At 60.6% G+C, this 20,120-nt stretch carries 21 protein-coding genes; 9 read left to right on the top strand and 12 right to left on the bottom strand.

The genetic code is table 11. The features are described from left to right. Positions 1–30: 30 nt before the first annotated feature. Together LOY69_RS16990 and LOY69_RS16995 are read right to left on the bottom strand one after the other, a co-directional pair. Entirely contained in the window at positions 31–441 is a 411-nt protein-coding gene (locus LOY69_RS16990) for a hypothetical protein (RefSeq protein WP_265073272.1), read from the bottom strand. Beyond that, positions 438–1,175: an SDR family oxidoreductase gene (locus LOY69_RS16995; RefSeq protein WP_265073273.1), complete on the bottom strand. Its 738-nt coding sequence runs from the start codon at positions 1,173–1,175 to the stop codon at positions 438–440. The genes LOY69_RS16990 and LOY69_RS16995 overlap by 4 nt, the downstream gene beginning before the upstream one ends. Positions 1,176–1,275: 100 nt before the next feature. Here LOY69_RS16995 and LOY69_RS17000 point away from each other — a divergent pair, with 100 nt between their 5' ends. The 3 genes from LOY69_RS17000 (at position 1,276) to rarD (ending at position 4,493) form a co-directional block, all read left to right on the top strand. Then, on the top strand, positions 1,276–2,175 hold the full coding sequence (locus LOY69_RS17000) for a LysR family transcriptional regulator (RefSeq protein ID WP_102882619.1): 900 nt from the start codon (positions 1,276–1,278) through the stop codon (positions 2,173–2,175). 221 nt (positions 2,176–2,396) lie between these two features. Continuing rightward, positions 2,397–3,410, top strand: coding sequence for an aldo/keto reductase (locus LOY69_RS17005; protein ID WP_110596607.1), 1,014 nt, complete (start codon positions 2,397–2,399; stop codon positions 3,408–3,410). Positions 3,411–3,611: 201 nt separating this feature from the next. Continuing rightward, a complete protein-coding gene (rarD, locus tag LOY69_RS17010; RefSeq protein WP_102882617.1) occupies positions 3,612–4,493 on the top strand; it encodes an EamA family transporter RarD in 882 nt (293 codons plus the stop codon). A 51-nt stretch (positions 4,494–4,544) separates the two neighbouring features. Here the strand turns inward: rarD and hpaR are convergent, their stop codons facing one another. The 3 genes from hpaR to LOY69_RS17025 form a co-directional block, all read right to left on the bottom strand. Beyond that, positions 4,545–4,967 (bottom strand): homoprotocatechuate degradation operon regulator HpaR, encoded by a 423-nt coding sequence (gene hpaR, locus LOY69_RS17015; RefSeq protein ID WP_102863268.1) that lies wholly within the window; start codon positions 4,965–4,967, stop codon positions 4,545–4,547. A gap of 129 nt (positions 4,968–5,096) precedes the next feature. Next, positions 5,097–6,173 (bottom strand): 4-hydroxyphenylpyruvate dioxygenase, encoded by a 1,077-nt coding sequence (hppD, locus tag LOY69_RS17020; RefSeq protein WP_102882616.1) that lies wholly within the window; start codon positions 6,171–6,173, stop codon positions 5,097–5,099. A 251-nt stretch (positions 6,174–6,424) separates the two neighbouring features. After that, entirely contained in the window at positions 6,425–7,381 is a 957-nt protein-coding gene (locus LOY69_RS17025) for a DMT family transporter (RefSeq protein WP_265074906.1), read from the bottom strand. An 85-nt stretch (positions 7,382–7,466) separates the two neighbouring features. Here LOY69_RS17025 and LOY69_RS17030 point away from each other — a divergent pair, with 85 nt between their 5' ends. The 3 genes from LOY69_RS17030 (at position 7,467) to LOY69_RS17040 (ending at position 10,591) form a co-directional block, all read left to right on the top strand. Next, on the top strand, positions 7,467–8,360 hold the full coding sequence (locus LOY69_RS17030) for a LysR family transcriptional regulator (RefSeq protein ID WP_265073274.1): 894 nt from the start codon (positions 7,467–7,469) through the stop codon (positions 8,358–8,360). An 81-nt stretch (positions 8,361–8,441) separates the two neighbouring features. Then, complete coding sequence (locus tag LOY69_RS17035) at positions 8,442–9,980, top strand: EAL domain-containing protein (RefSeq protein ID WP_265073275.1); 1,539 nt, start codon at positions 8,442–8,444, stop codon at positions 9,978–9,980. A gap of 245 nt (positions 9,981–10,225) precedes the next feature. Next, entirely contained in the window at positions 10,226–10,591 is a 366-nt protein-coding gene (locus LOY69_RS17040; RefSeq protein ID WP_102863264.1) for a histone-like nucleoid-structuring protein, MvaT/MvaU family, read from the top strand. Positions 10,592–10,823: 232 nt separating this feature from the next. On the opposite strand, the gene LOY69_RS17045 is transcribed toward LOY69_RS17040, so the two are convergent. After that, a complete protein-coding gene (locus LOY69_RS17045; RefSeq protein WP_102882614.1) occupies positions 10,824–11,351 on the bottom strand; it encodes a DUF4946 domain-containing protein in 528 nt (175 codons plus the stop codon). A gap of 199 nt (positions 11,352–11,550) precedes the next feature. Here LOY69_RS17045 and gloA point away from each other — a divergent pair, with 199 nt between their 5' ends. Continuing rightward, positions 11,551–12,072 carry a lactoylglutathione lyase gene (gloA, locus tag LOY69_RS17050; RefSeq protein WP_265073276.1) on the top strand — a complete coding sequence of 174 codons (522 nt, stop codon included), beginning with the start codon at positions 11,551–11,553 and terminating at the stop codon, positions 12,070–12,072. Positions 12,073–12,244: 172 nt separating this feature from the next. Here gloA and ahpF read toward each other — a convergent pair whose 3' ends face one another. The 3 genes from ahpF to LOY69_RS17065 all read right to left on the bottom strand — a co-directional run bounded on the left by ahpF (position 12,245) and on the right by LOY69_RS17065 (position 15,597). Next, entirely contained in the window at positions 12,245–13,810 is a 1,566-nt protein-coding gene (ahpF, locus tag LOY69_RS17055) for an alkyl hydroperoxide reductase subunit F (protein WP_265073277.1), read from the bottom strand. Between the two features lie 133 nt (positions 13,811–13,943). Continuing rightward, positions 13,944–14,507, bottom strand: a complete 564-nt coding sequence (ahpC, locus tag LOY69_RS17060; protein ID WP_011061677.1) for an alkyl hydroperoxide reductase subunit C — start codon at positions 14,505–14,507, stop codon at positions 13,944–13,946. Positions 14,508–14,658: 151 nt separating this feature from the next. Beyond that, on the bottom strand, positions 14,659–15,597 hold the full coding sequence (locus LOY69_RS17065; protein ID WP_102882611.1) for a site-specific integrase: 939 nt from the start codon (positions 15,595–15,597) through the stop codon (positions 14,659–14,661). 180 nt (positions 15,598–15,777) lie between these two features. On the opposite strand from LOY69_RS17065, the gene LOY69_RS17070 reads away from it, so the two are divergent. Next, on the top strand, positions 15,778–16,785 hold the full coding sequence (locus tag LOY69_RS17070) for a DNA-binding protein (RefSeq protein ID WP_265073278.1): 1,008 nt from the start codon (positions 15,778–15,780) through the stop codon (positions 16,783–16,785). On the opposite strand, the gene gorA is transcribed toward LOY69_RS17070, so the two are convergent. Next, on the bottom strand, positions 16,786–18,144 hold the full coding sequence (gorA, locus tag LOY69_RS17075) for a glutathione-disulfide reductase (protein WP_102882609.1): 1,359 nt from the start codon (positions 18,142–18,144) through the stop codon (positions 16,786–16,788). It lies immediately after the preceding gene. A 130-nt stretch (positions 18,145–18,274) separates the two neighbouring features. Beyond that, entirely contained in the window at positions 18,275–19,114 is an 840-nt protein-coding gene (galU, locus tag LOY69_RS17080) for a UTP--glucose-1-phosphate uridylyltransferase GalU (RefSeq protein WP_007935647.1), read from the bottom strand. 463 nt (positions 19,115–19,577) lie between these two features. Here galU and LOY69_RS17085 point away from each other — a divergent pair, with 463 nt between their 5' ends. Further along, the gene (locus tag LOY69_RS17085; RefSeq protein ID WP_102882608.1) at positions 19,578–19,859 is read left to right on the top strand and encodes a hypothetical protein; all 282 of its coding nucleotides are present in this window, start codon (positions 19,578–19,580) and stop codon (positions 19,857–19,859) included. Between the two features lie 15 nt (positions 19,860–19,874). Here LOY69_RS17085 and LOY69_RS17090 read toward each other — a convergent pair whose 3' ends face one another. Further along, positions 19,875–20,105, bottom strand: a complete 231-nt coding sequence (locus LOY69_RS17090) for a hypothetical protein (RefSeq protein ID WP_102863256.1) — start codon at positions 20,103–20,105, stop codon at positions 19,875–19,877. Positions 20,106–20,120: the final 15 nt, after the last annotated feature.

A 20,120-nucleotide genomic window follows, 5' to 3' on the forward strand; every position in this document is an offset into this window, starting at 1 on the left:
CTGCTCCAACGGGCTTTTTCATGGCCGGCCTCAGCTCGGGGCGCCACCGCGCCGGGCGTAGTCGTGGCTGATGCTCAACTCCCCCGCCGCCGGGGCATCCAGCTCCAGCACCAGGCCGCCGGGCAGACGGACAAAGATCTGCCAGATGCCGTCTTCCGGGACCTGCGCCACCTGATGCTCCAGGCCACTGGCTTGCACCCGCTGCAACACGGCTTCGGCCGCCTCCTGGGTGCTGAAGGCGATGTGACTCAGTTGCGGCTCTGGGCTATCGGCCTGTTCGATGACGTGGACCAGCGCCTGCCGGTCCTGATACAGCCAGCGTCCGGGAAAGGGAAACGGTGGACGCCGTCCCGCTTGCAGGCCCAACAGATCGGCGAATGCCTGCTGCAACGCCTGGCCCTGGGCACAGTTGAACGCCAGGTGATCGAAGCGCCAGCTCATAGCAGGCCACCGCCATCGACGTCGATCAGGCTGCCGCTGATAAAGCCGTTCTCCATGGCCAGGATAAAGGCCGCGGCGATGTCATCCGGCTGGCCGACACGGCCCACCGGCAGGCTGGCGGCGGTGCGCGCAAACATCGCCTGACGCGCCTCCTCGGGCATCCCGGCATAGGCTTCGGTGGCAGTGACCCCAGGGCTGATGACATTCACCCGGCGTGGCGCCAGCTCCTTGGCCAGGTGCTTGCCCAGGGCTTCGAGGGCGGCATTGAGGGTGGTCTTGAGCACTTGTCCGGGGACCATTTTGCGTGACAGCAAACCTGAGGTCAGGCCGATGCTGCCTTGAGCCGCCAGATGGGGCAGCGCCGCCTGGACCGCGCGCCACACGCCCCAGAACTTCACCTCGAACGCCCGCTGGGCATCCAGCAGATCGGTGTCGGCCAGGGGCTTGGCGGTGATCGCCGGACCGGCACTGATCACCAGATGGTCAAAGGCGCCCACGGCGCTGAACAGATCACCGAGGCTGGCGGCGTCGGTGATGTCCACGGCGAGGCTGCGGGCCGACGCCGATGCCGGTAACTGCGCCTGCTGCCGTTGCAAGGCTTCGAGGCTGCGCCCGGCGAGCACCACCTTGGCCCCGCGTGCGGCCGCCTGACGGGCCACGGCAGCACCGATGCCGCTGCCGGCGCCAATCACCACCACGGTCTTGTGCTGCAAGCTTGGATTGGAAAGAGTCATTGCGATCACCTGGGTCATGTAAAGGTGATTGCATCTTCACAGCTTGCCAATCGAGGAAAAATCCCGCTAAAACGCAAAGATCTTTAAAGGATTTTTACTAATGAGCTCAATCCTCGACCTGGAAATTTTCGTGCGCACGGCCGATTCCGGGAGCATTTCCGCCGCCGCCCGCTCCCTGGGCATGACGGCCGCTGCGGCCAGCATCGCCCTCAAGCGCCTGGAAACCCGCCTGGGCAGCCGCCTGCTGGCGCGCTCCACCCGCAGCATGCGCCTGACCGAAGAGGGGCGCCGCTACCTGGAAAGCGTGCGTCTGGCCCTGGCCAACCTGGAGGACGGTGAACAGGCGCTCAAGCAGCAGAGCCAGGGCCTGGCCGGTGTGCTGCAACTGTCGGCGCCCTCGGATTTCGGACGCAACGCGCTGCTGCCCTGGCTTGACGAATTCAAGGCCGAGCACCCGCAACTGCGCCTGCAACTGCGGCTCAACGATCGCCATGCCGACCTGTTCCGCGACACCGTGGATGTGGCCCTGCGCTTTGGCGTGCCGGCGGACTCGAGCCTGGTGGCCCTGCCGATCCTCCCCGAACATCGTCGCCTGGTGTGCGCTAGCCCGGCTTACCTGGCCCGTTGCGGCACCCCGCAGTCCCCCGAAGACCTGTCGCACCACAGTGCCCTGCTCTACCTGCGTAACGGCCAGCCCTATGACAGCTGGCGCTTCAGCCGTGGCGACGAGACGCGCGAGGTGCCCGTGCGCGGCGACTACCTGTGCGACGACGGCGAAGTGGCCCGGCGCTGGGCCCTGGCCGGCCACGGCATCGTCTACAAGGCCCGGCTGGACGTGGCCGAGGACATTCGCGCCGGGCGCCTGGTGCCGCTGCTCGGCGACTGGCAAGGGGAACTGGCGCCGTTCAATCTGCTGTGTCCACATCGCCTGCAGGTTTCCGAGCGGGTGCGCCTGCTGCACAGCTTTGTGTTGCAGCGCTGTCGGGCGCTGTGCCCCTGACCAGCACCGGCCCGGGGCAACTGGCCGCTGCGCGGTTCGCCGGCAAGCCGGCTCCTGCGCAAAGTCCTTGCAGGCGATCTCACGGACCTCTTTGCCGAAAAGCCGGCCCCGGCGAGGAGGCGCCATTCAGGCATTGCGCTAGCCCGGCGTTGTGGTATTTGATGATCGCCCCCCATGGCCGGAGATGCCCCGGCCACCCTTCTAGCACAAGGATTTCGCCCATGAGCTATCGCACCCTCGGCCACTCCGGTCTCAAGGTTTCCAGCCTGACCCTGGGCACCATGATGTTCGGCGAGCAGACCAGCACCGAAGACTCGCTGCGCATCATCGACAAGGCTTGGGACCAGGGGATCAACTTCATCGACACCGCGGACGTCTACACCCAGGGCCGCTCCGAGGAAATCGTCGGTGAAGCCATCGCCCGCCACCGCCATGAGTGGGTGCTGGCGTCCAAGGTGGGGTTCGGCCCGGTGGACGGCCTGCCCAACCGCAGCGGCCTGAGCCGCAAGCACATCTTCAACGGCATCGAGGCCAGCCTGACCCGCCTGGGCACCGATTACCTGGACATCTACTACCTGCACCGCGAGGACCACAACACCCCGCTGGAGGTGAGCCTCTCGGCCATCGGCGACCTGCTGCGCCAGGGCAAAATCCGCTACTGGGGCCTGTCCAACTACCGCGGCTGGCGGATTGCCGAGGCCATTCGCGTGGCCGACCAGTTGGGTGTGGACCGCCCGGTCATCAGCCAGCCGCTGTACAACATCGTCAACCGCCAGGCCGAGGCCGAGCAGATCACCGCGGCCAAGGCCTATGGCCTCGGCGTGGTGCCTTACAGCCCCCTGGCCCGTGGCGTGCTCAGCGGCAAGTACGCGCCGGACGTGGCCCCGGACAGCGGCAGCCGCGCCGGACGCCAGGACAAGCGCATCCTGGAAACCGAGTGGCGGGTGGAATCCCTGCGCATCGCCCAGCAGATCCAGGCATACACCCAGGGCCGCGGGGTCGGCATCGTCGAGTTCGCCATCGCCTGGGTGCTGAACAACCAGGCAGTGAGTTCGGCGATTGTCGGCCCGCGCACCGAAGCCCAGTGGGACGCTTACACCCGGGCCCTTCAGGTGAAGATCAGCCCTGAGGACGAAGCCTTCATCGACGCCCTGGTGACCCCGGGGCACGCCTCGACCCCGGGCTTCAACGATGTGAGTCATTTCGTCTCCGGTCGTTTTCCGCACCTGGGCTGAACGCTGCCGGTGGCGGCGCAAAGGCGCGCGCCACCGGCCTTGGGCTCAGCAGGCTCGGCGGCACTGTGGCCATAAACGAGAAAAAATCCCGCCGCGATGGCGCAATCAGAGCAAAAAACTCGCGCCTGACCCTCTATATTCCCCCTCGCTTCTCCCCCCTATTTCTATGTGTCCCGAGCGTTCGGGTATTACGAGGACAGTGTGTCTAAAGGAATTGCGTTATCGGTCCTGGCGTCGGTGCTGTTTGCCGTCATGTATTTCTACACCTCCCTGCTGACGCCCCTGACCGGGGTGGAGATTTTCGGCTGGCGGATGCTGCTGACCCTGCCCTGCATGACCCTGTTCATGATCTTCAGCGGCGAGTGGCACCGGGTCGGCCAAGTGCTGCGTCAGGTGGCAAGCAAACCGCTGCTGAGCTTGGTGCTGCTGCTGTCGTCGGCCCTGGTGGGGGTGCAGCTCTGGCTGTTCATGTGGGCGCCACTCAACGGCTACAGCCTGGATGTGTCACTGGGGTACTTCCTGCTGCCGCTGACCATGGTCCTGACCGGACGCATCGTGTATGGCGAGCGTCTGTCGCGCCTGCAGAAAGTGGCCACGCTGCTGGCCTGCCTCGGGGTGCTCAACGAGCTGTATCAAGTGGGCAGTTTTTCCTGGGCGACCCTGGTGGTGGCCGTGGGCTACCCGGTGTATTTCGTCCTGCGGCGTCGCCTGGGCACCGATCATCTGGGTGGCCTGTGGCTGGACATGGCGCTATTGATCCCGGTGGCACTGTGGTTTGTGCAAGGCGGCGAACAGGGATTTGCCGTGGTGGACAGCCATCCCGGCCTATACCTGCTGATTCCTCTGCTGGGGGTGATCAGCGCCTCGGCGCTGGCGTGCTACGTCATCGCCAGTCGCTTGCTGGCCTTCAGCCTGTTCGGCCTGCTCAGTTATGTAGAGCCGGTGTTGCTGCTGTTTGTCGCCCTGCTGCTCGGGGAAAGCATCAAGGCCGGGGAATGGCTGACATACATCCCGGTCTGGCTGGCGGTGCTGGTGCTGGTGCTCGAAGGGGTCAGGCACCTGCTGCGCCAGCGCCGCAACTGATCGACGCGCCCGGATGGGCCTGGGCAGGCCAGGTTCGGGCGCCGCTGGGGATCAGGGCTTGATCTGCTTGAGCTCATTGAGCAGGGCCAACAAGGCTTGCATCTTGTCCTCGCCAAATTGCTGCTGGATTTTCTGGTAGTTGATTTCCATGTCGCCGCTCATGGACTCGAAACAGGCCTGGCCCTTATCGGTCAGGGTGATGAACAGGCGGCGCTGGTCTTCCGGGGATTTGCGGCGGCTGACGTACTCGTCACGCTCCAGGCGGGTCAGCACGCCGGTCATGCTCGGCGGCAGGATGCAGGCCATCTTTGCCAGTTGGTGGCTCTCCAGCTCACCGTTCTGGCGCAGGATGCGGATGACCCGCCATTGCTGCTCGGTCAAGTCGTGCTGGTTCAGCGAGGGGCGGAAAAAGGCCATGGCGGCCTCACGGGCCTGCAACAGGGTCAAGGTCAGGGACGGTCTGGGTGTGTTCATCGAGGCATCGGTCAAGGGCTGGGAAACAAAGGCGGAAACATTAACACATTCACTATCGCCAACCGACAGGCAATATAAAGCCCGATCAGGCAAGACCTGATCGGGCTCTGTGTTCAAGCCTGCCGAGGGTTACTCGGTGGCCAGTACCCCACGACGCACCTGGTCGCGTTCGATCGATTCGAACAGTGCCTTGAAGTTGCCCTCGCCGAAACCATCGTCGCCTTTACGCTGGATGAATTCGAAGAATACCGGCCCCATCAGGGTTTCCGAGAAGATCTGCAGCAGCAGGCGCTTGTCGCCAGCTTCCGAAGAGCCGTCCAGCAGGATGCCGCGGGACTGCAACTCGTTGACCGGCTCGCCGTGGTTCGGCAGGCGGCCTTCGAGCATCTCGTAGTAGGTTTCCGGCGGCGCGGTCATGAAGCGCATGCCGATCTTCTTCAGCGCGTCCCAGGTCTTCACCAAATCGTCGGTGAGGAAGGCCACGTGCTGGATGCCCTCGCCGTTGAACTGCATCAGGAACTCTTCGATCTGCCCGGCGCCCTTGGACGATTCCTCGTTCAGCGGGATGCGGATCATGCCATCCGGAGCGGTCATGGCCTTGGAGGTCAGGCCGGTGTATTCGCCCTTGATGTCGAAGTAACGGATCTCGCGGAAGTTGAACAGCTTCTCGTAGAAGCCGGCCCAATAGGCCATGCGCCCGCGATACACGTTGTGGGTCAGGTGGTCGATGATCTTCAGGCCGGCACCCGGTGGGTTGCGGTCCACGCCTTCGAGGAACACGAAGTCGATGTCATAGATCGAGCTGCCTTCACCGAAACGGTCGATCAGGTACAACGGCGCGCCGCCGATGCCCTTGATTGCCGGCAGGTTCAACTCCATCGGCCCGGTTTCAATGTGGATCGGCTGGGCGCCCAGTTCCAGGGCGCGCTTGTAGGCCTTTTGCGAATCCTTGACCCGGAACGCCATGCCGCATACCGACGGGCCGTGTTCAGCGGCGAAGTACGAGGCGACGCTGTGGGGTTCGTTGTTGAGGATCAGGTTGATCGCACCCTGGCGGTACAGATGCACGTCTTTTGAACGATGGGTCGCGACTTTGGTGAAACCCATGATCTCGAAGATCGGTTCGAGGGTATTGGGGGTAGGCGATGCGAATTCGATGAATTCAAAGCCCATCAGGCCCATTGGGTTTTCGAAGATATCTGCCATGGTTGGCGCCTCATCATATTTTTAGAATTAACGGATCGTTAGTTGCTATCAATGCTGAGGAAAGAAGGCGGTGCGCAGGAGATGCCCCGCACGCTGCGGGCGAGGAAGTCACCGTAGATCAGTTGAAACCCGAGAATCTTCATTTCGACCCTGTCTTACAGGCTGGGGGACGAGGCTTCTGCTGCCAGAAGACTTTATTATTGTATGCGTAACCGGATTCTACACAGCGTAAAAGCCTTTGTCCGCATTCTCTATAAAATCGCCTTTTTCGCCTGGCCCGCAAGGGGTTTGTTGCACTGGTAGATGCCGCCGAGAATCAACACCCCGCCCAATCCCATCACCAGGCTCAGTTGCTCTCCCAGCAACAGTGCGCCCAGCAGCACTGCCGTCAGCGGGTTGAGGGCAATGAACACTCCGGAGCGGGTGGCACCAATGCGTCGCAGGCCGTCGTAGTACCAGATGTAGGCCAGCGCGGACCCCAGGACGCCCAGGTACAGCAGGCTCAAGCCCTGGCTCAGGTCCAGGCGGGCAATGGCGTGCAGGTCGAACTCGCCCCGGGCCAGGGTTGCAACCCACAGCATCAGGGTTCCCATCAGGATCGAATAGGTAACGGTCTGCAACGGGCCAAGGTGCTGATTGAGGCCTTTGGAAAACAGCGAGTACACCCCCCAACCCAGGACGCAGCCGAGTATCAGCAGGTCGCCATACCAGCCCCCTGCCCCGGCAGCCAGGGCCGAAGGATCGCGACTGCAGATCACCAGGGCCGCGCCACTCAGGCACGACAGGATGCCCAACAACTTGCGCCGGCTCAGGCGCTCCTTGAACAGTGCCCAGGACGCCAGGGCAATCACCGCAGGATTGAGCGCCACGATCAAGGACGCCCGCGAGGCGTTGACCTGTTGCAAGCCGAGGAAGAAGCACAGGTTGTAGAAGAAGATGCCGAAGAACCCCAGGAGCGCCAGTTGGCCGAGCTGCTTGAGGCTGGGTCGGGCCAGGGCAATGCGCGCCACCGCCATGAAGCCAAGCAGGGCCAGGCTGGCGAGCAAGAAGCGCAGACTGGCAGCCAGCCAGGGCGAAAGCCCACCGGCCAGGTAACGCCCGGCGACGAAGGTGCCGCCCCAGATCATGGTCACTGCCGCCAGTTTGCAATAGACCGCCAGGTCCCCGTGATCGGCCGCCAGGGGGCCGCTAATACCGCTTTCATTCATGTTCATGCTGCTCGGTGGCTGTGGATTTGTGCTGTGAGATCATTCTTTGTCTAATAGCCCATCATCGTAAAATGAGCTTTTACTCATGACCCTGACCCAATTGGAGATCTTCTCCCGGGTGGCCGAACTGGCGGGTTTTACCAGCGCCGCCACGCGCCTGGGCATCACCCAGTCGGCCGTGTCCCACGCCATCAAGTCCCTGGAACAGGAACTGGGGGTCGAACTGTTCCGCCGCCATCAGGCCCAAGTCGAACTCACCGATATTGGTGGCCAACTGTTGCTGCGGGCCCGGGCCATGCTGGGGCTGGCGGCGGCCTTGGAACAGGAGGCCGCCGATGCTCGGGGCATGAAGCGCGGCACCTTGCGCATCGGCTCCTTTGGCCCCACTTCCTCCATGCGCCTGTTGCCATCCATCCTCGAGGAGTACCGGCGCGAGCATCCGGGAATCGAGGTGCATATCGACGAGGGGCCGGATCGCCAGGTGCTGCAATGGCTGGAGGAGCGACGGGTCGACGTGGGCTTCGTGGTGTTGCCCGAGGAGCGTTTCGACACCTTCGCCCTGATCGAGGACCAGTTGATGGCGCTGATTCCCGCAGGCCATGCCCTGGCCCGGGAGCAAGAGATCCGCCTCGAACAGCTGTGTCACGATCCCTTCGTGCTGACCGAAGCCGGCTCGGCCGAGCTGGTTACGCGCTTGTTCATCGGCGCCGGCCTGAGCCCCAACATCCGCTACCGCAGTTCGCAACTGCTCAGCACCCTGGAAACCGTGGCCCGGGGTGAAGCCTTGAGCATTCTGGCCGAGCTGTCCTTGCCCCCGACTGCGGACGCCCGCTATGGGAGCAAGCCTCTGTCGCCGCCGGTGCGGCGCCAAGTGGGGATCGCCGTGCTCGATCGGCGCCAGGCATCGCCGGCGACACTGGCCTTCATCCAGCATGCGCAACGTCTGTATCGTCATCCAAAGCCGTCTATCCTGCGATGATCCAGACAACGTCAGGAGGCTGCCGCCCCCGCTGCGGCAGCCAGACGCTGGCCCGCCCCTCCTCCGCCACAGGTTCGATCCATGCCCCTGACCGCCAAAGGTCCGCTCAAGCGTTCTACCCGCAGACTCTGGACAGTGTTGGCGATTGTGCTTCCCATCGGACTGGGGGCCGTCATTTTCTACGCCCAGGCCGAACGAGCGCTGGTGCGCAGCAGCCTGGAAACCGCCGAGGAAGCCATCCGCCAGTTCGACCTGATGCTGGACAACACCGATATTGCCGCCAGGGCCCTGCTGCCCCAGGCAGGCCTGGAGTGCGACGAGGTGCGGCAACTGGCCCTGAGGGACCAAGTGACTCGCCGACCATTCGTGCGCTCGACCAACCTGGTGTGGCGCAACAACAACTATTGCAGTTCATTGCTGGGCAGCTATTCGGTGCCCCTCGATCCCCGGGATTACGTTGACGGCCGGCTCTGGCTCATGAGTGGCAATCCCGTCACCCCCAACACCGCGCTGCTGGTCTACCGCTTGAGTGAGGGCGAGCGCTCGGCCCTGGCGACCATCGACGGTTATCACCTGACCAACGCCCTGCGCCTGATCAGCCGCTTCGCCCATTTGCGGCTGCAGGTGGGCGAGCATTGGCTGTCCAGTGATGGCGGGGTCCACGACGGCGCACCGCCACTGGCAGCAGTGGCCCCCCAGCATCTGAGTTCATCGCGTTATCCCTACAGCGTCAGTACAGGATTTCCCGAGGGGGACATCTGGAAATACATGAAAAGCCAGTACCCGGCGTTGTTCAGCCTGCTGGTCTTTCTCGGTGCCGGCGCTGGTGTCCTGGCCCACTGGTTACAGAAGCGCTCCGCCTCTCCCAGCCATGAATTGCGCCGGGCACTGGAAGCCCGGGAGTTCATTCCATACTTTCAGCCGGTGGTGCGCGGTGACACGCTGCAATGGGCCGGCATTGAAGTGCTGATGCGCTGGCAACATCCGCGAGAGGGACTCGTGCGTCCGGACCTGTTCATCCCTTTCGCCGAACATTCGGGGCTGATCGTGCCCATGACCCGTTCGCTGATGCAGCAGACGATGCAGGTGCTGGCTCCCCACGCCGCCGGCTTCACCGATGGTTTTCATATCGGCATCAACATCACTGCCAGTCACTGCCATGACTTGCAGTTGCTGGAGGACTGCCGGGAGTTTCTCGCCGCCTTCCCTCCCGGCAAGGTGATCCTGGTGCTGGAGTTGACCGAACGCGAACTGATCGTGCCCACGGCCACCACCCAGCAGCTGTTTGCCGCTCTGCATGAACTCGGGGTAATGATCGCCATCGACGACTTCGGCACCGGGCATTCCAGCCTGGGTTATCTGCGTCAGTTCAATGTCGATTACTTGAAGATCGATCAAAGCTTTGTCGCCATGATCGGTGCCGACGCACTGTCGCTGCATATACTCGACAGCATTATTCAACTCTCGGCCAAACTCGATCTGGGCATCGTCGCCGAAGGTATTGAAACTGCCGAGCAGCGGGATTACCTGGCGGCTCAAGGCGTGGATTTCCTGCAGGGTTATTTATTTGGGCGCCCCATGCCCAGTGCAGAATTTGTTGCGGCCCTGGCGCGCCATTAAATAGCCATGTCAGAACATTAAGTGCTCGACTACGGTAACTCGGGATACGCACCAATTTGATTCAATTGGCAAATACAGGCTTGAACAAGAACAACCTGATTTACTCTCGCGCCATTAACTACTACAATTTTTCCCGCCTGTACAAGATTCACAGGTAGGCCACTTAATCGAGCCTTAACCGGCTTATGGCTTATAGCTTTGTTTGTGGTTTGTATCAGCCAAAATAGACTATTGGAGTGAAGATATTGTCCAGACTTGCTGAATTTCGTGCTGCAGAAAAAGCACTTCAAGAACAGCTCGCGCAGCTTGAATCCCTGAAGAACGACGCCGGCCTCAAAAAGGAAATCGAGTTCGAAGAGAAACTTCAGGCCCTGATGAAATCCTACGACAAGAGTTTGCGTGACATCATCGCAATCCTTGATCCCAACCTGGGCAAAAGCGGCCTGCCACAAGCCAACGCCCCTAAACAGCGCCGCGCACGCGTGGTGAAGGTCTATCAGAACCCGCACACCGGTGAACTGATTGAAACCAAGGGCGGCAATCATCGCGGCCTGAAAGCCTGGAAAGAACAGTACGGTGCTGCCACTGTGGATTCCTGGCTGCGCGCTTGAACAAAGCCGCCACCTGAAAAAGGCCCTGCATATGCAGGGCCTTTTACATTGATAAGAATATTCTTATTACGACTTGAATCTAAGGGAAGATCCAGCCCAACTGATGGCAATCAGCCATCCCGCGATAGGCCTTGCTATAAAGCCAGACCCCAAAGCAACTACTCGCTTAATGCCTTTCTCGAAAACGAACTCGCTACACGCGAAAAGCAAACCGACTGTTTCAGATTTTTCCTTAAAGTTTGAGGCTATTTCGTACAGCCAGTATCTGATCCTGACTATCGGCATAAGCCGCCGCCTGACCGGCGTATGAAAGTACATAAGCCTTATCCTCATCCAGTGCCGCCACCAGTGTTTGCGACAACACATGTCGCCCATTCTGGGTAATGGTACAAGTGGTCTCCAGAGCGTCCAGACGACTCAACTGCGCAGCATGAATCTTGTTACAGACACTCTGATATCCACTGCGGGCAAAGTCCTTCTGCACTGACTTGCGCATCTCTAGCAATACCCCTTGAAGATTGACTACATGCCCACGTTCCACCTGGGTCATGGTCAACTCCATGACCAGTTGCGGATTGCCCGCGGCATCGTTCTTCACCGCCCGCTGCCGGGAAACCTGGGCAGCCTGATCCGCCTCCTGGACCGGCACTGGCTCCACAGTCCAGCCCTCGGGCCAGGCCACCTCCGGTTGCGCCTGGACAACGCCCGCAAACATCAACAGCAAAACGGCCACAGCCTGGGTTCTAAGCGACTCGATCATGGATTGGCACACTAAAGAAACTGGCCTTGAAGTCTGAGCCCGGCGCCAGGAATGGGCAATAGATCAGGAGCTTTGGGTTTGGCGCCATCCTGTCCAGTTGCGTATCATTGCCCGCTTCCAAGGATGTCCGAACCATTGCCAGACAAGGACTTCCCCGCCCTCGCGGGCAGCCTTTGCCGCACTTTCTTCTGGAGGGCCCATGAGCCTCAACGAACTCAACACTTTCCCTGGCGTGACCGCCCAACCGGACGCAGCCACTGCTCGTTTCGTCTTCAACCACACCATGCTGCGGGTCAAGGACATCACTCGCTCCCTGGACTTCTACACTCGGGTCCTGGGCTTTTCCCTGGTGGAAAAACGTGATTTCCCCGAAGCCGAATTCAGCCTGTACTTCCTCGCACTGGTGGACAAGGCACAGATTCCGGCCGACGCTGCCGCCCGTACCGAATGGATGAAGTCGATCCCCGGAATTCTCGAACTGACCCACAACCACGGCACCGAGAACGATCCGGATTTCGCCTACCACAACGGCAACACCGACCCGCGTGGCTTCGGCCATATCTGCATCTCGGTGCCGGATATTGTCGCCGCCTGCGAACGTTTCGAGACCCTGGGCTGCGACTTCCAGAAGCGCCTGAATGACGGCCGTATGAAGAGCCTGGCCTTCATCAAGGACCCGGATGGCTACTGGGTCGAGATCATTCAGCCAGCGCCGCTGTAACCCGGCGCAGGTGCAGAGCTGGCCTGCGTAGGAACTGGATTGCCAGCGAACGCATCCGCAAGGACTGCGCCAGGCCCAACAACCTCTTCACTGGCAAACCGGCGCCGACCCAGGCAGCCATAAAAAAACCCCATGAGCCAGGCTCATGGGGTTTTGTTTGTTCAGCGGCCGATCAAGCCGGTGCTGATGTGCGGATCAAGTGATCGAATGCACTGAGGGAAGCCTTGGCGCCCTCGCCCACCGCAATCACGATCTGCTTGTAGGGCACTGTGGTCACGTCTCCGGCAGCAAATACGCCGGGCAGCGAAGTCTCGCCACGGGCATCGACGATGATCTCGCCACGAGGCGACAGTTCTACCGAGCCCTTGAGCCAGTCGGTGTTGGGCAACAGGCCGATCTGCACAAAGATGCCTTCCAGGTCCACCGTGTGGAATTCACCCGAATCGCGATCCTTGTAGGCCAGGCCGGTGACCTTCTGCCCATCACCCTTCACTTCACTGGTCAGGGCACTGGTGATGACCTTGACGTTGGGCAGGCTGTACAGCTTGCGCTGCAACACGGCGTCGGCCCGCAGCTTGCTGTCGAACTCCAGCAAGGTGACGTGGCTGACGATACCCGCCAGGTCGATAGCCGCTTCGACGCCGGAGTTACCGCCACCAATCACCGCCACCCGTTTGCCTTTGAACAGCGGACCATCGCAGTGCGGGCAGAAACACACGCCCTTGGCCTTGTACTCCTGCTCACCCGGCACACCCATTTCACGCCAGCGGGCACCTGTCGCCAGGATCACCGACTTGGCCTTCAGGCTTGCGCCGCTTTCAAACTGAATCTCATGCAGGCCGCCCACTTCCTTGGCCGGCACCAGGGCACTGGCTCGCTGCAGGTTCATGATGTCGACGTCGTATTGCTTGACGTGCTCTTCCAGTGCCGCGGCCAGTTTTGGCCCTTCGGTCTCTTTCACCGAAACAAAGTTCTCGATGGCCATGGTATCCAGTACCTGGCCGCCGAAGCGCTCGGCCGCGACCCCGGTACGAATGCCTTTACGAGCGGCGTAGATGGCTGCCGAAGCACCGGCTGGACCGCCGCCGACCACCAGCACATCAAAGGCCTCTTTGGCGTTGAGCTTCTGCGCTTGCTTCTCTACCGCACCGCTGTCGAGCTTGGCGAGGATCTCTTCCAACCCCATGCGGCCCTGGCCGAAGTTCACGCCATTGAGGTAGACACTGGGCACCGCCATGACCTTGCGCTCATCGACTTCGGCCTGGAACAGCGCGCCGTCGATCGCCACATGACGGATGTTCGGGTTGAGCACCGCCATCAGGTTCAAGGCCTGGACCACGTCCGGGCAGTTCTGACAGGACAGCGAGAAGTAGGTTTCGAAGTTGAACTCGCCTTTGAGCGAGCGAACCTGCTCGATCACTTCAGCACTGGCTTTCGACGGATGGCCGCCCACTTGCAGCAGGGCCAGCACCAGGGAAGTGAATTCGTGGCCCATGGGAATGCCGGCGAAACGCAGGCTGATATCGCCTCCTGGGCGATTCAACGTGAACGACGGCTTGCGCCCATCGGTACCGTTGTCGAGCAACGTAATCTGGTTGGAAAGACTGACAATGTCTTTGAGTAACGCGAGCATTTCCTGGGATTTCGCACCGTCGTCGAGGGAGGCGACGATCTCGATCGGCTGGGTGACCCGTTCCAGGTATGACTTCAACTGAGCTTTAAGATTGGCGTCCAACATACGGGCGATTTCCATGTTCTGAATAAAGAGATGGTTCGGTAAAAAAAAACGCCCGAGCGAATCTCGCCCGGGCGTTTTGGGGGCGGTGCAGCTGACTTAAGTGCGGATCACCGCCCTTGGGTAATGCATGGACTTAGATCTTGCCAACCAGGTCCAGGGACGGAGCCAGAGTGGCCTCGCCTTCTTTCCACTTGGCTGGGCAGACTTCGCCTGGGTGAGCGGCAACGTACTGAGCGGCCTTGATCTTGCGCAGCAGCTCGGAAGCGTCACGGCCTACGCCGCCATCGTTGATTTCAACGATCTTGATCTGGCCTTCCGGGTTGATCACGAAGGTGCCGCGGTCAGCCAGACCGGCTTCTTCGATCAGCACGTCGAAGTTGCGGGAGATGGCCAGGGTCGGGTCACCGATCATGGTGTACTGGATCTTGCCGATGGCTGGCGAAGTGTTGTGCCAGGCAGCGTGAGCAAAGTGGGTGTCGGTGGAAACGCTGTAGATCTCAACGCCCAGCTTCTGGAATTCGGCGTAGTTGTCGGCCAGGTCTTCCAGCTCGGTTGGGCAAACGAAGGTGAAGTCAGCCGGGTAGAAGAACACGACAGACCATTTGCCTTTCAGATCAGCGTCCGACACTTCGACGAATGCGCCGTTTTTGAATGCGGTAGCTTTGAACGGTTTAACTTGGCTGTTGATGATAGGCATCGTTGACTCTCCATCAGTGGTTGAAAACATTGGGTGAAAACTTGATGGGGAGAATCCTAACCAATGACTTGCCGCTTGGCTCATTGGCAAACCTGATGCTATCGATTGGCTTTGACTATCAGCCGACAGTATTAATAGAAGAAACCTTTGACTACCGACGGACCGGCTGCGGGTCAATCAACGCCATGCCCATGAACGGGCTGGCCTCCACGTAGCGCATGGCGGACTTCAGGTCCTTCCAGCCCACATAGCTCATCAGGGACTTCAGGTCCCACCCGCTGCGATGGGCCCAGGTGGCAAAACCACGGCGCAACGAATGGCTGGTGTAATGCTCGGCATCAATGCCGGCGCGCTCCAGGGCCTGGCGCAGCAATGGAATCACGCTATTGGCGTGCAACCCCTGTTCGCTCAGGTGACCCCAGCGGTCGATGCTGCGAAACACCGGACCGCGCACCAGTGCGGCGCTGTTGATCCAGTCGACATAGGCCTGCACCGGGCATAAGCGCTGCAGCGCCGGCGTGTGAAAAGTGCGCCCCAGGTTGTCGCGATCACCCTTGCTGCGCGGCAGATAGAGGCTGATGCCGGAACCGGCCACAGCCTGCACATGCTCGATCTGCAAGCGGCACAGTTCGTCACTGCGAAAACCCCGCCAGAACCCCAGCAGGATCAGCGCCCGGTCGCGGCGTGCTCGCAACAGGTCGGCCTGACGGCCTTCGGCGGCAGCGGCTGCGCCCTCCTCGTCAAGCCAGCCAATCACCTGCTCCAGGTGTCGTAACTGCAAGGGCTCGGCTTGTTTCTCACGCACTGGATGCAATGCACGAATGCCCTTGAACACTTGGCGTACCACTGGCGCCTTGGTCGGATCGGCAAAGCCCTGGCTGTTGTGCCATTGAGCCAGGGCAGAAAGGCGCAACTTCAGGGTGTTGATCGACAACTCCCCGGCGTAGGCCGCGAGATAACGGGCCACGCTCTCCGCCGTCGTCGGCAGGAACCCGCCCCACTGCACCTCGAAATGCTCAATCGCTGCCCGATAACTGCGACGGGTGTTATCGCGGGTAGCGGCTTGCAGGTAACGATCCAGTTCACTCATGACAATTCAACCCCGGCAGATGTACGGCCATAAAAGACAAAGAAGCGCCGCATGCCCCGTGACACTGGGTAATACTACAATATCCCAGGTCATATTTTCTCTATCTAGCAGCTTCATCCATCTGTACAATCACTATCAATTACATACCATGTATCACAGTATCAAATCGTTGGAGGAGCCATGGCTCGCGGAGGCATAAACAAGGCGGTGGTGAAGAAAGCGCGTCAGGCGATTCTTGCCCGCGGCGAACACCCCAGCATCGATGCAGTACGCATAGAAATGGGCAATACCGGTTCGAAAACCACCATCCACCGCTATTTGAAGGAGCTGGATGACGGCACCAGCCGCCGAGATGCGGGCCCGATGCCGCTGGATGAAGAGTTGAGCGAACTGGTGGGACGACTGGCTCAACGCCTGCAGGAGCAGGCCCAGGAACCTCTGGAACAGGCCCTCGCCCACTCCGAACAACAGAAGCAGGCCTTCGAGCAGCAATTGGAGCAAGCGCGGCAGACCCAAGAGCAACTGCAACAGCAGCTACAGATCCAGGCCAGCGCCCTGGCCGGGGAAAGTGCCGCCCTGCAAGACACCCGCTCCATGCTGCAGAGCGAACAGACCCGCAACGCCGAACTCAATCAGGCCTTGAAGGATTGCCATCTGCGCCTGGAAGACAAGGAGCAACAGATCCGCTCCCTGGAAGAAAAGCACCTGCATGCCCGGGACGCCCTGGAGCACTATCGCGCCGCCAGCAAGGAACAACGCGAACAGGAACAGCGTCGCCACGAAGGCCAGATCCAACAGGTGCAAATGGAGCTGCGCCAGGCTCAGCAGAGCGCACTGGTACGCCAGGACGAAATCACCCAACTGCATCGTGACAATGAACGTCTGCTCAGCGAGCAGCGAGTCACCCACAAGGAGCTTAAGCTGGCCCAGGACGCCGCGAGCAAGAGCACCGTATCGCAGGCACTGCTCAGCGAGCAGCTGGCGCGCCAGGACAGCGCCGTCACCCTGCTCCAGGAACGCTTGCGCGTAGCCTCGGAGGAGATTCAGGCACTCAAGGAAAGAGCCGACAACCAGGCTCGATTGAGCAAGGAGATGGAGTTGCGCGCCGCCAAGGCCGAGGCCGGCCTTGAGGCGCTGCGCCTGGCTGCGGCAACCAAGGCGCAGCCAGACACGCCTGCAGACGCGTGATCAGTCCGCGACAGGGGTACGCAGGGTAACGAACTCTTCGGCAGCCGTCGGATGCACGCCGATGGTTTCGTCGAAGTCGCGCTTGGTGGCTCCCGCCTTCAGGGCAATCGCCAGGCCCTGGACGATTTCCCCGGCATCAGGTCCAACCATGTGGCACCCCAGCACCCTGTCGCTCTCGGCATCCACCACCAGCTTCATCAGGGTGCGCTCCTGGCAGTCAGTCAGGGTCAGCTTCATCGGCCGGAAACGGCTTTCGAAGATCTGCACCTTGTGCCCCGCCTCGCGCGCCTGCTCTTCGGTCAAGCCAACAGTGCCGATATTCGGCAAGCTGAAGACCGCCGTCGGAATCATCCGATAATCCACCGGGCGATACTGTTCCGGCTTGAACAGACGCCGAGCCACAGCCATGCCTTCGGCCAAGGCCACAGGTGTCAGTTGCACGCGACCAATTACATCGCCAATGGCCAGGATCGACGGCTCGCTGCTCTGGTACTGGTCGTCGACCTCGATAAAGCCGCGCTTATCGAGTTTGACACCGGTATTCTCCAGCCCCAGGTTGTCGAGCATCGGCCGACGCCCAGTGGCGTAGAACACGCAATCTGTTGCTAGCTTGCGACCGTCCTTGAGGGTGACCTCCAGACTGCCATCGGCCTGCTTGTCGATGCGTTCGATATCCGCATTGAATTGCAGCCCCAGGCCGCGCTTGGTCAGCTCTTCCTGCAAGTGCTTGCGCACCGCGCCATCAAAGCCACGCAGGAACAGATCACCGCGATACAGCAACTGGGTATCGGCACCCAGGCCGTGGAAGATCCCGGCAAACTCCACCGCAATGTAACCACCGCCCACCACCAGGACACGCTTTGGCAAAGCCTTGAGGAAAAACGCCTCATTGGAACTGATGGCATGCTCGCGGCCGGGAATATCCGGAATCTGCGGCCAGCCGCCTGTGGCAATCAGGATGTGCCTGGCACTGTAGCGCTGCCCATTGACCTCCACCTGATGAGGGTCGATCAACTTGGCATGGCCTTCGTGCAGGGTCACGCCACTGTTGACCAGCAGATTACGGTAGATGCCATTAAGGCGATTGATTTCGCGATCCTTGTTGGCGATCAGGGTCGCCCAATCAAAGTTCGCCTCGCCCAGTGACCAGCCAAAACCCGAGGCCTGCTCGAAGTCTTCGGCGAAGTGGGCTCCGTACACCAGGAGTTTTTTGGGTACGCAGCCGACGTTGACACAGGTACCGCCCAGATAGCGGCTCTCGGCCACCGCGACTTTCGCCCCGAAACCCGCAGCAAAGCGTGCGCAACGTACACCGCCGGAACCGGCACCAATTACATAAAGATCAAAATCGTAGGCCATTTCACTCTCCCAGGCAGGCTGACAGCATAACCGCAGATGGCGATCGGGTCAGCGCCTGGCTTTACATAAGGGCGGGCAATGAAAAAGCCACCCGAAGGTGGCTTTTTCCGACAACCCCGCGAGGCGACTATCAGTACGCCTTGCCGGTCTTGTAGAAGTTCTCGAAGCAGAAGTTGGTCGCGTCGATGTAACCCTCGGCGCCACCGCAGTCAAAACGCGTGCCCTTGAACTTGTAGGCCATTACACAACCGTTCTGCGCCTGCTTCATCAGGGCGTCGGTGATCTGGATTTCACCCCCCTTGCCCGGCTCGGTCTGCTCGATCAGATCGAAGATGTCCGGCGTCAGGATGTAACGACCGATGATCGCCAGGTTCGACGGAGCGTCTTCCGGCTTTGGCTTCTCGACCATGCTGTGAACGCGATAAATGTCGTCGCGAATCATCTCGCCGGCGATCACGCCGTACTTGTTGGTTTCCTGCGGGTCGACTTCCTGGATGGCCACGATCGAGCAGCGGAACTGCTTGTACAGCTTGACCATCTGGGTCAGTACGCCGTCGCCTTCAAGATTGACGCACAGGTCGTCCGCCAGTACCACGGCGAAGGGTTCATCACCGATCAGCGGGCGACCGGTCAGAATCGCGTGGCCCAGGCCTTTCATTTCGGTCTGGCGAGTGTAGGAGAACGAGCACTCATCCAGCAGTTTGCGGATACCAACCAGGTACTTTTCCTTATCGGTGCCCTTGATCTGGTTTTCCAACTCGTAACTGATGTCGAAGTGGTCTTCGAGGGCGCGTTTGCCACGGCCGGTCACGATGGAGATTTCAGTCAGTCCAGCATCCAGCGCTTCTTCAACGCCGTACTGGATCAGTGGCTTGTTCACCACCGGCAGCATTTCTTTAGGCATGGCTTTAGTCGCTGGCAGGAAGCGAGTACCGTAACCGGCTGCTGGGAACAAGCATTTCTTGATCATATGAGTCCTTAAAAAGGCTGTGCGTACGAGTTTCGGCGCAGTCTAATCAGGCCGCGTGCACCTTACAATGCCCCGCGCTGGCTAACCGCTGCCATCATAGAGAAATAAAGCGCCAGATAGTTCCGCAGCATCCTCCAGATAGCGCACGGCGTAAACCTTCATCACCTCACAGGGCTTGTAAACCGCCGCCTGGAGCCTTGGCCAGCCAGATCGAGTGCTTCCCATGCGAGCCCGCAAAGGCACAGACAATTGCATTGTCCACGCAACACTGATGGCACCGTCGACGGCGGCGAAATAACCCTTGGATTCCCGACACAAGAGCTGCCATATCCAGATGCGGCACTTTTCGGCAATGCCTGCGGACTAAGGTGATGCGCTGTACCGAAATGGCCATTAGCTATAGCATCGCCACATCGATACCCGCCTATCAATACATCCCCATCCCAGACGACGAAATCCCCCCATGAACAGACTTCTCGCAGTCACCGCTGTACTGGCTCTGACCGGATGCGCCACGGCTTCCAACACCTATCTGACCAATGGCGAACAAGGCCTGAGCATCGACTGCTCCGGGGAAGCCGGCTCCTGGGCCAGCTGCTATGAAAAAGCCGAAGCGTCCTGCGCCGGCACGGGCTATCAGATCGTCAGCACCGAAGGCACACCCGCCCCCAAGGAAAGCGACAAGACCCTGGGAGTCGACGTTGGCAACTACAAAAGCCGCAGCGTGGTAGTCGTCTGCAAGTAGCGGGCAAGCACCCCACTACATGTGAATCTCGGCAAACTTGATGCCCAGGCCGCGAATGGTTTCGATCAGATCGTCAAGACGGGAAAAGGATTCCACCTCGTCGCTCTCATCCACCAGAAAGTAGCTGCGTCCGGCACTCTTCTTGAAAAACACAATCCATTCCCCGGAGTTGGCCGGGTTCTGAATCACATGAGTGGCAGAGATCAAGCCCTCTGCATGCTTTTCCCTGACGTGTTCCCGCTTCATGCTTTCTCCCAAAAA

Source organism: Pseudomonas sp. B21-059, from assembly GCF_026016285.1.
GTDB classification, from domain to species: domain Bacteria; phylum Pseudomonadota; class Gammaproteobacteria; order Pseudomonadales; family Pseudomonadaceae; genus Aquipseudomonas; species Aquipseudomonas danubii.

Bases quoted from the DNA above. Each gene is read 5' to 3' on its own strand.
- LOY69_RS16990 (WP_265073272.1), bottom strand. From the start codon at position 441: ATGAGCTGGCGCTTCGATCACCTGGCGTTCAACTGTGCCCAGGGCCAG.
- LOY69_RS16995 (WP_265073273.1), bottom strand. From the start codon at position 1,175: ATGACTCTTTCCAATCCAAGCTTGCAGCACAAGACCGTGGTGGTGATT.
- LOY69_RS17000 (WP_102882619.1), top strand. From the start codon at position 1,276: ATGAGCTCAATCCTCGACCTGGAAATTTTCGTGCGCACGGCCGATTCC.
- LOY69_RS17005 (WP_110596607.1), top strand. From the start codon at position 2,397: ATGAGCTATCGCACCCTCGGCCACTCCGGTCTCAAGGTTTCCAGCCTG.
- hpaR (WP_102863268.1), bottom strand. From the start codon at position 4,967: ATGAACACACCCAGACCGTCCCTGACCTTGACCCTGTTGCAGGCCCGT.
- hppD (WP_102882616.1), bottom strand. From the start codon at position 6,173: ATGGCAGATATCTTCGAAAACCCAATGGGCCTGATGGGCTTTGAATTC.
- LOY69_RS17025 (WP_265074906.1), bottom strand. From the start codon at position 7,381: ATGAATGAAAGCGGTATTAGCGGCCCCCTGGCGGCCGATCACGGGGAC.
- LOY69_RS17030 (WP_265073274.1), top strand. From the start codon at position 7,467: ATGACCCTGACCCAATTGGAGATCTTCTCCCGGGTGGCCGAACTGGCG.
- LOY69_RS17035 (WP_265073275.1), top strand. From the start codon at position 8,442: ATGCCCCTGACCGCCAAAGGTCCGCTCAAGCGTTCTACCCGCAGACTC.
- LOY69_RS17045 (WP_102882614.1), bottom strand. From the start codon at position 11,351: ATGATCGAGTCGCTTAGAACCCAGGCTGTGGCCGTTTTGCTGTTGATG.
- gloA (WP_265073276.1), top strand. From the start codon at position 11,551: ATGAGCCTCAACGAACTCAACACTTTCCCTGGCGTGACCGCCCAACCG.
- ahpF (WP_265073277.1), bottom strand. From the start codon at position 13,810: ATGTTGGACGCCAATCTTAAAGCTCAGTTGAAGTCATACCTGGAACGG.
- ahpC (WP_011061677.1), bottom strand. From the start codon at position 14,507: ATGCCTATCATCAACAGCCAAGTTAAACCGTTCAAAGCTACCGCATTC.
- LOY69_RS17065 (WP_102882611.1), bottom strand. From the start codon at position 15,597: ATGAGTGAACTGGATCGTTACCTGCAAGCCGCTACCCGCGATAACACC.
- LOY69_RS17070 (WP_265073278.1), top strand. From the start codon at position 15,778: ATGGCTCGCGGAGGCATAAACAAGGCGGTGGTGAAGAAAGCGCGTCAG.
- gorA (WP_102882609.1), bottom strand. From the start codon at position 18,144: ATGGCCTACGATTTTGATCTTTATGTAATTGGTGCCGGTTCCGGCGGT.
- galU (WP_007935647.1), bottom strand. From the start codon at position 19,114: ATGATCAAGAAATGCTTGTTCCCAGCAGCCGGTTACGGTACTCGCTTC.
- LOY69_RS17085 (WP_102882608.1), top strand. From the start codon at position 19,578: ATGAACAGACTTCTCGCAGTCACCGCTGTACTGGCTCTGACCGGATGC.
- LOY69_RS17090 (WP_102863256.1), bottom strand. From the start codon at position 20,105: ATGAAGCGGGAACACGTCAGGGAAAAGCATGCAGAGGGCTTGATCTCT.